We start from the raw sequence: 14,755 nt of genomic DNA on the forward strand, positions 1-14,755 counted from the left end.
CTTCGAAGCCGGGTTCCGTCGTTCACCTCGTAGGTATATCGGCCGACGCGTGAAGGCGTATCTTCCTACCGCACTGCCGTCGGTGACGCCAATTCTTCCGGGAACGGCAACACCCACGCCTCACTCGAAGTGGGTATTTCGGCGCGCCCCTCGGTTCGGGAAAAGTCACTGCTGAAGCCGTACATCGGCTTCCAGGAAACCCGTCAACGTCAGGGCGCCGCGCCTGCCATGAAGTTTCGAGCTCTCCCGACATGGCACTGTTTGGTGCCTCCCGGGGGCGGGGCCCCATGCCGGCCGTGCACACCGGACTGCCGGGAGTTGTTGCGATGATCTCACCACTTTCCTGCCGAGGACGGAGCACGATGACGCACGCGGAAGCATTTCGGTTGGCGCGCAGCCCCATCGCAGTGACGGGCGTAGCCGGGATGTTTCCGCAAGCGGCGGACGTCAGAGAATTCTGGCGCAATGTGATGACGGGCCGTGACTGCATCACCGAGGTACCGGAGAAGAGCTGGCGGCTCGCCGATCATTACGACTCCGACATGTTCGCCGAGGACAAAACATATGCCCGGCACGGCGGATTCCTGCCGCCGACGGTATTCGACCCCGCGGAATTCTCGATGCCGCCGTCGACCCTCGATTCCATCGGCCTGGTCCAGCTGCTCAGCCTCCAGGTCGCCCGGGACGTACTGGCGGACGCCGGCTGCGCCGACGCGGATTGGTACGACCCTTCGCGTACCGGAGTGATCCTCGGCGTATGCGGCCAGAACACGACCATGTTCCCGCTCGGGTCACGGCTCTACGGTCCCGTGGTGCGGGAGGCGGCGCTCAGCTGCGGGCTTTCGGCGCGGGACGCCGACGAGATCGAGCGCAGGTTCAAGGCCGCGTCCCCGGGATGGACCGAGGACAGTTTTCCCGGCACGCTCGCCAACGTGGTCGCCGGCCGCATCGCCAACCGCTTCGGGTTCGGCGCGGCGAACTGCACGGTCGACGCGGCGTGCGCCAGCTCACTGGCAGCGCTGCGCATGGCGGTCAGCGAACTGGTCGAGCACCGGGCCGACCTCATGATCACGGGCGGCTGCGACGCGGACAATTCCGTCACCACCTTCATGTGCTTCAGCAAGACGCCCGCCCTCTCGCCCCGGGGCACCGTTCGGCCCTTCGACAGCTCGGCCGACGGAACCCTGATCGGCGAGGGCATCGGCATGCTCGCGCTCAAGCGGCTGTCCGACGCCGAGCGGGACGGAGACCGGATCTACGCCGTGCTGCGCGGCCTCGGCAGCTCGAGCGACGGGCGGACACCGAGCATTTACGGGCCGAGCGGTGAGGGGCAGCTGGCCGCTCTGCGACGCGCCTACGAGGATGCCGAACTGCCGGTCGGCTCCGTCCAGCTCATCGAGGCGCACGGGACCGGCACCTCGGTGGGTGACGCCGTGGAACTCGGCGCTCTCAGCACGTTCCTGGCGCCTGCCGGGGCCGCCCACCGGGCCGCGGTGGGCAGCGTGAAGTCCCAGATCGGTCACACGAAGGCGGCCGCCGGAGCGGCCGGCCTCATCAAGACCGCGCTCGCCCTGCACCACAAGGTGCTCCCCCCGACCATCAACGTCGACACGGTGAGCGAAGCGGCCGACCGCGACGCGCTCTACGTCAACCAGCAGGTTCGGCCCTGGGTGCGTGAGCCCCACCGCCCGACGCGGCGCGGCGGGGTCTCCGCCTTCGGTTTCGGCGGGGTCAACTTCCACGCGCTTCTGGAGGAGTACCCCGCCGCCGGAGATGGCGTGCCGGTGTGGCACACCACGCCGACGGCACACCTGTGGCACGCGCCGGACGTGGACGGTCTGCTGGCGAAGCTGCGCGCGGGCGCGGCGCCGGGCGGGGGCGGCCCGGTCCCCGCCGGGCATGTCCGTCTGGGGGTGGTGGCCGCCTCAGACTCCGAGCGGACGTCGTTGGTGGCGCGGGCGATCGACCGGCTCGAAGGCGGTCCCGGGGCCGAGAGCTGGGAGCTGTCCGGCCAGCTGGTCTACCGTCGGGACGCGCTGCCGCCCGGGGCCAAGGTGGCGGCCCTTTTCGCTGGGCAGGGGAGCCAGTACGTGGGCATGGGCCGGCACGCCCTGCTCGCCCTCCCGCCGGTGCGGGCGTACTTCGACCGCGCCAACGCCCTCTGGGAACCGGGTGAGTTGGGTCTCGAAACGCTGGCCGACGTGGTCTTCCCCGTCTTGGGACAGGAGTACCCCGGGGTCGCCGCGGCCAGGCTGCGGCGCACCTCCTGCGCGCAGGCCGCCATCGGTGCGCTGGCCATGGGCCAGTACCGCTACCTGTCCGAACTGGGCTTCGCCCCGCACGGGTTGCTGGGTCACAGCTGCGGCGAACTGATCGCGCTGTGGGCCGCCGGAAGTCTCACCGACGACGGCTGCCTGACTCTGACACGCCAACGCGGCCAGGCCATGGAGCCGACGGCCGACGCGGATGACCGCGACAGCGGAGCCATGCTCGCCCTCCGGGCCTCGCGAGCCGTATGGGACGAACTAGCCGTCGCTCACCATGAGTTGACGCTGTGCAACCTCAACGCGCCGGATGAGCTGGTGGTGGGCGGCCCCACTCCTGCCATCGAGAGCCTGGCCGACGACTGCCGGGGCCGAGACCTGGTGACGCATCGGCTGCCCGTCGCGGGGGCGTTCCACACCCCGCTGGTCAAGCACGCCGCCGACACCTTCGCGCGGGCCGTCGCCGCGGTCGGTGTGCCCGCTCCGGCCACGCCGGTGTTCGCCGGGGCGCCGGACGCCTCGTACGGCGACGACGCGGGGGCCAACGTGCGGACGCTGAGCGAACAGATGCTGCGGCCCGTGGACTTCGCGAGCCGGGTGCGGGAGATGTACGCCGACGGATTCCGCGTCTTCGTCGAGTTCGGGCCGGGACAGGTGCTGAGCCGGCTCGCCACGCGCATCGTGGACGACCCCTCGGTCCACGTGGTCGCCACGGACGGCGGGGTCGGCACCGACAGCGCGGCGGCCCTGGCCTACGCGGCCCTGCGCCTCGCGGTGCTCGGCCTGGAAATCGAGGACATCAACCGCCATCAGGCGCCCGCTCCCGCGCCACGCGCCGCCGCTTCGCCCGTGGCGCGGCTTCTGGAAGGGCCGTCCTTCGCGGTGGAGGCGCGCCGGCCGCAGTACGAGAGCGCCCTCGCGCAGACGTACCAGTGCGCGTCTGCCACCCCCATGGATGCCGCGCCCCCGGCCCCGGCCCCGGCCCCGGCCCCGGCCCCGGAGACTGTCGCCGCGCCACCCCCTTACGTCGCGCCAGGCCCGTTGGTGGACGCCGCCGCCAGCCAACTCGCCCTGCACACCCAGTACTTGGACGGACAGTTGCACACGGCTCGTACGCTCGCCGAGCTCGTGGCAGGGGCAGCAGGCGAGGAGCCGGACACGACGCTGCTCGCCCAGGTGGAGGCGGTCAAGGAGCACAGCCTCGCGTTGAGCCGGGCCCACATCCATGCCCAGGACGTGATGCTCGAACTCGTACGGCTGGGACGGGACGGGGACGCTCCCCGGGGGCGCGGAGAGGCGAATCGAGGTGCCGGCGTGACGCACCACGACGAAGCCGGCGTCGGGGCTTCGAAGGCCGTCGCGGCCGGGCAGCCGGGACCAGTGGTGCCCCTCCCCCGCCAGTCGTCACCAGGGTCGGCGGGGCTGGCGCCGGGAGCCCGCCAACTCGGCGCGTGCGCATCGGAGTTCGGTGTCAGTTCGGACAGCGCGGTGTCATTGGCCGGGGACCACGGCGAGGCGCCCTCGGCCGGGGGGCACGGCGGCGGGACGGCCTGGGACGGCGGTCGCGGCGGTCACGACGGCGAGACGGCCGCGACCGGTGGCCACAACGGCGAGTCGGCCCCGGGCGGCGGTCGCGGCGGCGAGGCCGTCGGTCCTGACGCCCTGCCGGACCCGGCCTCCTGGGCCGTGGACGCGGCACAGGCCGAGCGGATTCTGCGTGAGCTCGTCGCCGAGAAGACCGGGTACACCGTCGAGATGGTCGCGCCCGACGTGGACATCCAGGCCGACTTGGGCATCGACTCCCTCAAGCAGGTCGAAATCGCATCGGAGGCGTGGCGACGTTATCCGTTCCTGCCGCGTGAGGAGATCTATCGGTTCGCCCAGGCGCGTACGGTCCGCGAACTCGCCGCCATGCTGGCCGAGATCGCCGCAGGGGCCGCAGCGGCAGCGGACCAGGACGAGACCGCGGCCGAGCCCGTACCGCTGGGACGCGGACACCTGACGCTGTGTCACTTGCCGGCGGCCGACACGCTGGCCGACGCGTACGGCCCCCGGCCCACCGCCCTGATCCTGGACGACGGCAGCGCGCTGGCCGATGCGGTGTCCGACGCCCTCGCGGGGCAGGGGTGGGATGTTCGGCGGTTGATGTTGCCCGGAATCACGGTGCAGGGCCACGTCGCTCTGGGCGACTGGCATGAGGAGACTCTGCGCGCGCGGCTCCTCGGCCTGTTGGCCTCTGCGGAACGGCTGGACCTGTGCGTGCTGGCCGCCGGGCATGACGCGCAGAGCACGGGCACGGCGGCCGCCGTGGCCCGGTTGCGGCACGCGGTACTGGTCGCCAAACACGTCACGCCGGCTCTCAAGGACACCGCCGGGTCCGGATATCGGGCCGGGTTCACGGCCGTGGCCCAACTGGACGGCTCTCTCGGCCTCGCCGGGAGCGGCGGTGACCCGTCCGCCGCTCTGCTCGGCGGTCTGGGTGGACTCGTCAAGGCCGTCGCGGTCGAGGAGCCCGACCTGTTCTGCCGTCTCGTGGACATCGCCCCGGCGTGCGATCCGGCTACGGCTGCCGCGCGCTTCGTGACGGAGACGACCGACGCCGTCCGGGTGGCGGAGGTCGCCTGGGACGGGACGCGGCGCGCGGCCCTGGCCGTCACACCAGTGGCTCCGGACGCGCCCGTGCCGGCCGCCGACGCCACCCCGGGGGCCAGCGACCTCCTGGTGGTGACCGGCGGCGCGCGCGGCATCACCGCGTGGTGCTGCGCCGCCCTCGCGGCCGCGCGGTCCTGCGGCTTCGTGCTCCTTGGCCGCACTCCGCTGCGGGACCTGCCCGCCTGGGCCGTCGGCCACGACGATCCGGCCGCACTCGCCACAGCCTGCCGGGAGCACGCGGTGGCCCAGGGCAAGGACGTCGACTCCGCCGCCGTACGCGACGAACTGGACGCCGAGGTACGCCTCGTCCAACAGCAGTCCGAGATCCGCACCACGCTGGCCGCCCTGCGCGCCCAGGGAGCGGAAGCCTCCTATGTGGCGGCCGATGTGGCGGACCCGGCGGCGGTCGCGGCGGCGCTGGCCCCCTACGCGCCTCGGGTGACCGGGGTGATCCACGGCGCGGGCGTACTCGCCGACAAGCCCCTCGCGCTGAAGACGCCGCAGGACATCGGACACGTGGTGGACACCAAGGTGATCGGTCTGTTGAACGTGCTGGCCGCTCTGCCGGGCGAGAACCTGCGCCATCTGGTGCTCTTCACGTCCGTATCCGGCATCTATGGCAACGGCCGCCAGACGGACTACGCGATGGCGAACGAGGCCTTGAACCGGTTCGCCTGCGCCTGGCAGATGGTGCGTCCCGCCTGCCGGGTGCGCGCCATGGCCTGGGGACCCTGGCAGGGAGGCATGGCATCCGCCGAGGCCCAGGCGCTGTTCACCGAGCTGGGGGTCGGGCTGCTCACGCGCGAGCAGGGGTGCGCCCACTTCACCGACGAGCTCGCGGCGGGCCCCGGCACCGGCACGGTGAGCGTCCTTGGCCCCCTGCGCTCGGTGTTCACTGCGCGCGCGCTTCCTGCGGCGGGTCTGACGGTGCTGCGTGGCCTGGAGGGCCTGGCCGAGGAGGCGGTCCTGGTGGACCACAGCATCGACGGTCTTCCCGTGCTGCCGATGACGGCGGCCGTCGGCTGGGGGGTCAACGTGACCGAGCGGCTGCGGTCCGGCCGCCGCGTGAACGAGGTCCGGGACTTCCGGGTACGCAAGGGGCTGATTCTGGACGGCTCGCACCCGCCGCGCGTACGGATCGTCGTGCGGCCCGAGGCCGACGGCGCGGGTGACCTGCGGCTGTCCTTCCACGACGACGGCGTGGACACACCGCTGCCGCGCTACGAGGGCATGTTCCGCACGGCGACGGGGGACGCGGCCCCGCCCCGTCTGTCGCTGCCGTCCGGCCCGGTTGCCGGAGGGAGCCCGCACCCGGCCTACCGGGACGGCTTCCTCTTCCACGGTCCCCTGCTCCAGGGACTCGGCGCGGTCCTGGCGGAGGACGACAAGCATCTGATGGTCGCGGCCAGGATGCCCGACCCCCAGGTGGCCCGGGGCGCGTACGCGGGCGCGCTGTACAGCCCGGCGCTGGCCGATCTGCTGTTGCAGGCGGCGGCGCTGCTCGGACGCAGGCTCTGCGGCCACCGGTGCCTGCCGGTGGCGGTGGAGCGCGTCCAGCTCTTCGCGCCGCTGCCGGACGACGAACCGTTCGTGATCGTCGTCGAACTGCTGGAGCAGGAGCCCCTGGAGCTCGTCTGCACGGTCACCGCGTGCGACCGGCGCGGTGAGGTGCTGCAACGCTGGGAGGCCGTCAAGGGCATTGTGGCCGCGCCGCAGCTCGGCAGCCGGGCGGCGTGGCCCGCGCCGCGCCCGGCCACCGCGTGACCCGAGGGTCATCCACCCATTCCACACCGGTCCGAGCAGACGAGAATTCATGGACGACCTGAGCTTCGACGCATCCTGTCCCGTCATCCCGTGGTGGCCCGATCCGGCTGTCGGGGACACGGCGCGGAGACCGCCCGGCCTGCCCGCCCCCGCGCCGGGCCTTCCCGCTCCCGCCCCGTACTCGACGCGTGCCGCCGCGCTCGCGGAAGAACTGGCGGCCACCGTGCGTGCAGCGCACCACGCCGCGCTGCGAGCCCACCAAGCTCTCCAGGAGGCGCTGCTGGCACCGGCGTCCCGAGCACCCCTGACCGTGCTCCCGACGGCGCCTGTCGCCATGGCGCCGCGTCAACCATCCGCCCTGCGCGCCACGTTGACGTGGTGCCCGGCATCCCCGATGGTCCCCGTCGACGACCTGCGCGTGACGGAGGTCGCGTCGGCCGACGAAGAGGCCTGGGAGGTCCGGCACGAAGGGCTGACCGTCGCGCGGGTGACCGGCCGCCGCGCGGCACCCGCGCCCACCGCGACGCCGTGGCCCGTACGCCAACTCTCCACGTACCCAAGGCATTTCAGGCCCTTGGCTCAGTCGGTACGCGACCGTCTGGGCCGGCCCGAGCTGGACCGGCTCGCCGCGGGGGACCTGGCCGGCGTCCTCGGCGCGTCCTGCGCGGCCGCCGAACCGCCCAGGGCCCTGAGCGCGACCGCGTTCGCGCTCCTGGACGAAGTCGTCGTGACCGGTTCCGGCACCGGCCGCCACGGCCAGGGGCGGGTCACCGCCACGACGCCCGGCGGCCGGGCCGGAACACCCGACTGGGTGGCACTGCTGACCGCCGCGTGGCAGGCCCTGCACGTCCACGCGCTCCATCAGGGCCTGCACCTGTGTCTGCCCGGCCCGTCCGTGACGCCCTGGACCGAGGAGTGCGTCCACATCGAGGTACGGGACGGCGCCCGCCTGTCCGGCCCGCTCCTGATGGCGGCCGACATCGTATCGATCGGCCTGGTCCCGCGCCCGCACGTGGTGGCCGACGTGTCCTTCGGCGACGGCCGCACCATCGCCGCCCGCCTGCGTGGGGTGGGCTGCGTGCTGCGTGAACCCCCGGGGCGCGAGCTCGGTCCGGGTGACAGCGGCTGCGGCACACGCCGCACGCCGGACGGCCGACAGGTGTTCGCCCACGAACTGCACATGGCCCACGCTTCCGAGGGCGACCTGAGCGTCGCCCACGGCGCGGCCCGGCACCGTTCGGCCTGCCTGATCCGTCCCCGGCTGCCGCGCGGCGACCTCCTGATGCTCGACCGCATGATCGACGCCCCGGCCGCCCCGGGCTCCCACCTCTCGGACACGTCGTACGTCACGGAGTACGACGTGCCACACGCGCCCTGGTACGTCGATGAGAACGCGGGCGACGTCCCGCACTTGGCGCTCCTGGAGATGTCGCTCCAGGCGGCCGCGTTCGTCGGAGCATCGCTCGGCGCCTGTACCGAGTATCCGGATCAGAACCTGACCGTACGCAACCTCGAAGGCTCCTCGCGGCTGGTGCGCGCCGTGGACCTGCGCGGCCGTACCGTGCGCCAGCGCACCACCGTGCTCTCCCACACGCCGTTGCCGGGCGCGCTGCTGCAACGCTACCGGTACGAACTGGCCGTGGGCGGTGAGACGTTCTATACGGGAGAGACCGTCCACGGCTTCTTCACCGAGCCGGTCCTCGCCCAGCAGCAGGGCCTGGACGGGGGACGCCTCGTGGCCCCTTGGCTGCGGCGTCAGTCACCACCGCCCCTCGCCCGGCCGCCGCGACCCACCGGCGAACACCCCGCGCCCTCGGGGCGGCTCGCCTTTCTGGAGGGCGCCGACATCTCCTTCGTGGCAGACGGCGGACGCTACTCCCTCGGCTATGTGCTGTGCGACAAGCCCATCGACCCCGACGACTGGTACTTCGGCCGGCACTTCCTGCACGACCCGGTCATGCCCGGCTCCTGCGGCGTGGAGCTGCTTTTCCAGATGGCTCGGGTGTGCCTGCGTTCCGCCGGGATCAGTACCGACGCGACGCCCGAGCCGCGACCGGCGCTCGGCGCCGAGCTGCGCTGGACGTATCGCGGCCAGATCCAGCCACACCACCGAGCGCTCCAGGCCGAGGTGCATCTGCGCGAGGTCATCCGCACGGACGCCGGCACCACGGCGCTGGCCGAGGGCAGCGTGTGGCGGGACGGCCTGCGCATCTACGCCGTGGACGACATCGCTCTTGAGGTCCTGGGCGGCACGACGGGACGGAGGGCGTCATGACCGTGCGTTTCGACATCGCGGGCGTCCGCTACGACCTGGCCGACCTCGATCGGCCGTGTTACGTGGTGCAGATCGACGGACGCACCGGGACGACGACCGAACGGCCCGGGCCCGGCGTCCGAGTGGTCGCGGTGGCGGCGCCCGTCAGCGCGCGCCACCTGGGTTCGCCCGCCTTCCTCGACCGCCACGGGCTGCGCTTCCCGTACATGGCGGGCTCCATGGCGGCGGGGATCTCCTCCGTGGATCTGGTGGTGGCCATGGCCCGCGCCGGCTGCCTCGCCTCCTTCGGGGCTGCCGGGCTGCCCGCGCCCCAAGTCGAGGACGCCGTAAGGCAGTTGGGGCGCCGGCTGCCCGGCCTTCCGTGGGCCTGCAATCTGATCCACAGCCCGGCCGAGCCCGCCGCCGAACGCCGGTGCGTCGATCTGTACCTGCGTCACCGCGTACCGTGCGTCGAGGCGTCCGCGTTTCTGCGGCCCACTCTCGATCTGGTCCGCTACCGGGCGGCAGGGCTGCGGCCGGGGCCCGACGGCACCGTACGCGCCACGCACCGCGTCATCGCCAAGGCGTCCCAAGCCGCCACGGCGTCCTTCTTCCTGCGTCCGGCGCCCGAGGAGTTGGTGACGGAACTGGTCAGGGACGGGCGCCTCAGCACCGACCAGGCCGAACTCGCCCGGCGCGCGCCCCTGGCCGACGACATCACCGTCGAAGCCGACTCCGCCGGACACACCGACCGGCGCCCGCTCGTCACGCAGCTCCCTCTCCTTCTCGCCCTGCGCGACCAGGAGAGCCGCGAGAACGGGCCGGGCGCGGGCGTCGCCATCGGAGCGGCGGGCGGCATCGGCACCCCCCGGGCCGCCTTCGCCGCCTTCTCACTGGGCGCGGACTACCTCGTCACCGGCTCCGTCAACCAGTCCTGCGTCGAGGCCGGCACGTCGACGCGGGCCAAGGAACTGCTCGCGGCGGCCGACGTCGCCGACTGCGCGATGGCTCCGTCCGCCGACATGTTCGAGATGGGCGTGGACGTGCAGGTGCTGCGCCGGGGGACGCTCTTCGCGGGGCGGGCGTCCTGGCTGTACCGCCTCTACCGTACGCACGCCACGCTCGACGACCTCTCGCCGCAGGACCGGCTGCGGCTCGAGGAGCAGGTCCTGGGACGCCCCGTCGCCGAGGCGTGGGCCGAGGTGGCCGAGTATCTGGTCCGTCGGCGCCCCTCCCAGGCGGAGCGCGCGGCCCGCGAGCCCAAGGTGCGCATGGCACTGCTGTTCCGCTGGTATCTGGGCCTGTCCTCCCGCTGGGCGGTCGAAGGCGAGCCTTCCCGCGCCGGTGACTACCAGATCTGGTGCGGCCCCGCGATGGGCGCGTTCAACGCGTGGACGCACGGGACTTCCTGGCAGGACCCACGCAACCGCCGCGTCGCCGAGGTCGCGCGCGCACTGCTCGACGGGGCCGCCTACCATGCCCGGCTCGCCCAACTGCGGTACGCCGGAGTGCGGTTGCCCACCTGGTGCACCGCCTGCCCTCCGCCCGAAGGAGCCGCGTACGCCGGTGACGCACACGCCGGCGCACCCCATCCGCAGGAGCCCGTGCGCCCCGTGCTCCCGCACCCGTCGTCCCCCGAGGGAAGCGTCCATGGTTGAAGTGGACGCCTTCTGGGCCTATGCCATCGGGGCGGGCTGTGCCTTGTCCACGGCCGAGCAACTGCGAGGGGCCGAAGACAGCGACCGGCGGCGCACGGTGCGTGAGCGCGACCTGACCGCGACCCTGCTGTTCATCGGGCTCCTCTTCACCCCCATGGGCATGTGGCTCGCGGTCCGCTTCCCGGGCTGGGAGACGATGTACGCCGTCCGCCACATCCCGCCGTGGGGGCTGGCGCTGTTCAGCGCGGGCATCACCGCGAGCGCCACGCTGGGGTACCTGTGCGCACACCGGCTGCTCGCGGCCGGCCGGATCTCGGCGGCGAGCCTTCAGTACGTCGGCGGGTACACCGCCGTGTTCTTCGTGCTCCTCCACGGCTGGGACGGGACCGGCATGCACCGCTTTCTCGCGCCGACGCCACGCGAGGAGTTCTCCCGAGCGCAGCTCCCGTCCTGGACCGAGCTCGCCACCTGGCTGCGCTCCCCCATCGCCGCCACCCTCCTCGTCATGGGGCTCGTCCTCATGCCCGCGATGTTCTGCCTGAACGCGCGGGCCCACGTCCGGGACGACGGCTCGCGCCGGCCCGTCACGGGGCCCGCCCGGTGGTCCCCCGGTGTCCGCCTCGTCGCTCACGCGGCGCTCATCACCCTGGGGCCGTGCCTGGCCCTGGCTCTCACTGCCCGGCTGGCCGTCAGCGAGCTGGGCGCCCTGCCGGGAGGAACGCTCTGGGCGGCGGCCGCGGGCGCCTTCCTGCGGCCGCGCGGGGCGCTGGCCGCCCACTGCCGCAAAGTGGTCCTCCCCACGCTCCACGACCACACCGAAACATCACCTCCTCCCCCGCTCCCCGGCCCGGCCCACGAGCCGGGCACTACCGACTCGGTCGCCCACCGCTGACTGGCCGGACCACCATCACACCTGACGGAGCGTCACCATGCGCGCCCCCGCGCACACTTACGAAGAACTGCTCGGCGCCACCATGGCCCAAGCGCTCGCGGTGAGCGCCCTCACGCCCGCGAGCCCCGATCTGGTCACGGTGCGCAGCGCCCTTTCGGGCCGTCCGCTGCCGCCGCTCGCCGTGTGCTCGGCGGCCGACGCCCGCGCCGCAGTCGCCCGGGGCCGCGAGGTGAGCGGATCCTGGCTGCGGGCCGGCGCACCGGCACGGCTCCGGGTCATCGCCGGGCTGCGCGACGAAATCCGCGCCCATCGGGCCGACTTGACCAGGCTGCTGCGTCACGGCGCGGGCTTCGGCCCCGCCGACGCGGTCGAGGAATGCCAGGACGGCGAGCGGTTGCTGCGCCATGCCGCGAGGGGAGGAGGCCTCGCCTCGCACCGGTGGCCGCGCTCACCGTACGCGAGCGAGCAGACCGGTGCCCGCGCGGCCACCGTCTCGTACGGGGACGACGCCCGGCCGCTGGCCTCCCTGTGCGAAGGCGCGCTGCCCGCGCTCCTCAGGGGTGGGGCGGTGGTGACCGAGGTGAGCGCGCGCACAGCGCCGGTGGCGCTGGCGGTGACCGCGATGGCCCGGCGCGCGGGCCTGCCCGACGGCGTGTGGCAGGTGGCGGTGCGCGGCGAGGCGCCCGGCGCGATGTCCGGCTCCGGCCTGCGCGCCGTCCTGGCCGAACACGCCGACGCCGTGGCGCCGTTGTGCTGTCCGCCGGACCCGGCCGGGCCCTGGCGGGTACGGTCGCGGCCACCGGGCCTGTTCGTTCTGCGTCACGACGGCAGTGCGCGCGCGGCCGCACGCGCCGCGGTGCGGGCATGCTTCGCCCGCGCGGGCCGTGGCTGCGCCGCCACTCCGCACGTCGCCGTCCACGCCTCGCGGGCCGAGGAGTTCCTGCACCGGTTCAGCCGCGAGGCAGCTGCCTCGACCTGCATGACGACGCTGCCGGACGAACAGCACCTGGCTCTTCTGTCGGAGTGGTTCGACGCATGCCTCGCGGCCGGAGCCCGTTCTCTCCTGCCCCGCCCGCGCACGCTGGAGCACCGGTCGGTCGCGGCTGCGCCCGTCCCGGCGCCGGTCCTCCTCCGGGACGGCGCCGGCCTGAGCGACCCCAGGCCGGAGATCCCCCAGGGGCCGGTCGCGCTCGTCACCGCGTTCACCCACTGGGCGGAGGTCCTGGACCACGCCCGGCGCGGCGGACACCACCTGTGCGTCTTCACCCGCACCCCTCTGCGGTACCTGTCCCCGCAGTTCGGTGACCTCCCCGCTCGCCGCATCCACCTCAATCAGGCGCCCAGAGCGGGTCTGCTGCTCTGACGGCGGGGGAACGCGAGCTCCGCCGGCGCGTCCGGTCGGCTCCCTGGCGCCTCGCGGCGGCGGTCGGCGGACGCGCGCGGGGTGTGCTGTCAGGCCGTCAGACGGGTGCCGCGCCGCCAGACGGCGCGGGTGTTGAGGGTGTCACCGATGTCGGTGGTCGGGTCGCCGTCGACCAGCACGAGGTCGGCGCGGAGTCCTTCCGCGATACGGCCCCGGTCGCCGAGGCGGAAGCGGCGTGCCGTGGTGGCGGTGGCCGCGCGCAGGGCCCGTGCGGGGGTGAGACCGGCCGCGACGAGGTGGCGCAGTTCGTGGTGCAGGCTCGCCCCGTGTGCCATACCCCCGAAGAACGTCTCGGGCATGGAGACGTCGGTGCCGGCCAGCACGTCCACGCCGGCGGCGTCCAGGGCGCGCACGGTGTCGTACACGTCCTGGAGCCTGCCCTGCGGGTAGCGGTTGTAGCTGGAGCGCAGGGTCTGGTCCCACTTGCTGTCGAGGCGTGCGGCGACCCGCGGGTCGTCGGCCAGGTCGGCGGCGGTGATGCCCATCATCGAGGCGTTGAGGGTGACGCAGGGAATGACGAACATGCCCGCGTCCTTGATGAGGCTGATGATCTCGGGGGTGTGGGGCCGGTCCATGAACACATGGGTGACACCGTCGATGCCGGCTTCGGCGGCCATTTCGGTGGCTTCCAGCGTCAGCGCGTGGGCCACGGTGAGGGCGCCGTACTTCTTGGCTTCCGCCACGCCGGCGTTCACGGTGGCCTGGTCCAGCGAGGGCAGTCCCGGGTGCCCCTCCACGCTGCCGTCGTCGATCATGAACTTGATGAAGTCGGAGCCCCGGGCGAGGAGTTGAGGCACGAAGGCGGCCGCTTCCTCGGGAGTGGTGGAGAACGGCATCAGGGGCATCACCGGGGGAAGTTCCCACTTCGGCCGGAACCCCTCGGGCATCAGTTCGCTGGGGTGGCCGCCGGGCGGTGTGATGGCGAAGCCGGCGGAGCGCACGTCGGCGACGGAGTCGTCTTCGGTGATGAGCCCCCGGTTCTCCCGGGTGTTCATGCCCTGCATCTCCAGTTCGGTCGTCACACCGAAGCGCAGGGCCAGCGCCAGGGAGCCCGGCGCGGAGTGGACGTGCGCATCGATGAGCCCCGGCAGCAGGGTGGCGCCACCACCGTCGACGATCTCGCTGCCTTGGGGGGCTTCGCCCCCGACGCGGACGATCCTTCCGCCGTCGAGGACCACGGTCCGTACGCCGAGGGACTTCTCCCCGTCGAAGACCTGCGCGTTGGTGATCGCGGTGAGTGCCATGGAGCCCGCCTCATTTCATTGCCTGTTCGCATGTACATACCGGATGCTATGCATTTACCAATGAGCATGCAAATGGGTGGGCGCGGGCTAGACTCGGGCCATGAGCAGCGCGTCCTTCTCCGATCAGAGCCCCGACGACCTGGCGCTTGACCAGATCGGCCCGGCGCTGTCCCGTCTGCGACGCCGCGCACCCGCTTCGGGCAAGGACCTGTCGCGCAACCTCGTACTCAATGTGATCGCCGACGCTCCGGACGAGACGACGGTCGGCGGCCTCGCCGCAGAGATGGGCATCGCTCAGCCCGTGGCCAGCAGGACCGTCGCCGCCCTCATCCAGGAGGGTCTGCTGCGCCGGGCGGCTTCCCAGCTCGACGGACGCCGCACCGTGCTGGAGCTCACCGAGCACGGCGAGGCCGAGCGCGGCCGCTTCGCCGCCGAACAGCGTGCGGCGTTCCTGGAGATCACCGCCGCCTGGTCGCCGGAGGAACGGCTCCTGTTCGCACGCCTGCTGGTCCGCTACGGCGTCGACGCCACCGCCTGGTCCAGGAGCCGGGCCGCGGCCCGCGACTGAACCGGCGCTCCGGCGCCGCGCTGAGATCCGCGCGAC

7 protein-coding genes are annotated in these 14,755 nt (G+C 73.0%); 6 read left to right on the forward strand and 1 reads right to left on the reverse strand.

The features are described 5' to 3' along the window. The first annotated feature begins 362 nt into the window (after nucleotides 1-362). The 5 genes from ACFYM2_RS07950 to ACFYM2_RS07970 are packed head-to-tail and all read left to right on the forward strand — an operon-like array spanning nucleotide 363 to nucleotide 12,847. Entirely contained in the window at nucleotides 363-6,680 is a 6,318-nt protein-coding gene (locus ACFYM2_RS07950) for an SDR family NAD(P)-dependent oxidoreductase (protein WP_388834315.1), read from the forward strand. 49 nt (nucleotides 6,681-6,729) lie between these two features. After that, entirely contained in the window at nucleotides 6,730-8,955 is a 2,226-nt protein-coding gene (locus ACFYM2_RS07955; RefSeq protein ID WP_388834318.1) for a 3-hydroxyacyl-ACP dehydratase, read from the forward strand. Next, nucleotides 8,952-10,592, forward strand: a complete 1,641-nt coding sequence (locus tag ACFYM2_RS07960) for a PfaD family polyunsaturated fatty acid/polyketide biosynthesis protein (protein WP_358993955.1) — start codon at nucleotides 8,952-8,954, stop codon at nucleotides 10,590-10,592. Before ACFYM2_RS07955 ends, ACFYM2_RS07960 begins: the two co-directional genes overlap by 4 nt. Next, nucleotides 10,585-11,484, forward strand: coding sequence for a hypothetical protein (locus ACFYM2_RS07965; protein ID WP_388834321.1), 900 nt, complete (start codon nucleotides 10,585-10,587; stop codon nucleotides 11,482-11,484). Before ACFYM2_RS07960 ends, ACFYM2_RS07965 begins: the two co-directional genes overlap by 8 nt. 37 nt (nucleotides 11,485-11,521) lie before the next feature. Then, a complete protein-coding gene (locus ACFYM2_RS07970; protein ID WP_388834324.1) occupies nucleotides 11,522-12,847 on the forward strand; it encodes an aldehyde dehydrogenase family protein in 1,326 nt (441 codons plus the stop codon). 89 nt (nucleotides 12,848-12,936) lie between these two features. Here the strand turns inward: ACFYM2_RS07970 and ACFYM2_RS07975 are convergent, their stop codons facing one another. Then, nucleotides 12,937-14,151: an amidohydrolase family protein gene (locus ACFYM2_RS07975; protein WP_358993963.1), complete on the reverse strand. Its 1,215-nt coding sequence runs from the start codon at nucleotides 14,149-14,151 to the stop codon at nucleotides 12,937-12,939. Between the two features lie 100 nt (nucleotides 14,152-14,251). Between ACFYM2_RS07975 and ACFYM2_RS07980 the strand changes: the two genes are divergently transcribed. Beyond that, complete coding sequence (locus ACFYM2_RS07980; protein WP_358993966.1) at nucleotides 14,252-14,719, forward strand: MarR family winged helix-turn-helix transcriptional regulator; 468 nt, start codon at nucleotides 14,252-14,254, stop codon at nucleotides 14,717-14,719. Nucleotides 14,720-14,755: the final 36 nt, after the last annotated feature.

This window comes from Streptomyces sp. NPDC006711, from assembly GCF_042869775.1.
In the GTDB taxonomy this organism is placed as follows: Bacteria; Actinomycetota; Actinomycetes; order Streptomycetales; family Streptomycetaceae; genus Streptomyces.

What these genes read in the sequence shown, in the direction of transcription:
- ACFYM2_RS07970 (WP_388834324.1), top strand. Translation starts at nt 11,522, where the DNA reads ATGCGCGCCCCCGCGCACACTTACGAAGAACTGCTCGGCGCCACCATG.
- ACFYM2_RS07975 (WP_358993963.1), bottom strand. Translation starts at nt 14,151, where the DNA reads ATGGCACTCACCGCGATCACCAACGCGCAGGTCTTCGACGGGGAGAAG.
- ACFYM2_RS07950 (WP_388834315.1), top strand. Translation starts at nt 363, where the DNA reads ATGACGCACGCGGAAGCATTTCGGTTGGCGCGCAGCCCCATCGCAGTG.
- ACFYM2_RS07980 (WP_358993966.1), top strand. Translation starts at nt 14,252, where the DNA reads ATGAGCAGCGCGTCCTTCTCCGATCAGAGCCCCGACGACCTGGCGCTT.
- ACFYM2_RS07955 (WP_388834318.1), top strand. Translation starts at nt 6,730, where the DNA reads ATGGACGACCTGAGCTTCGACGCATCCTGTCCCGTCATCCCGTGGTGG.
- ACFYM2_RS07960 (WP_358993955.1), top strand. Translation starts at nt 8,952, where the DNA reads ATGACCGTGCGTTTCGACATCGCGGGCGTCCGCTACGACCTGGCCGAC.
- ACFYM2_RS07965 (WP_388834321.1), top strand. Translation starts at nt 10,585, where the DNA reads ATGGTTGAAGTGGACGCCTTCTGGGCCTATGCCATCGGGGCGGGCTGT.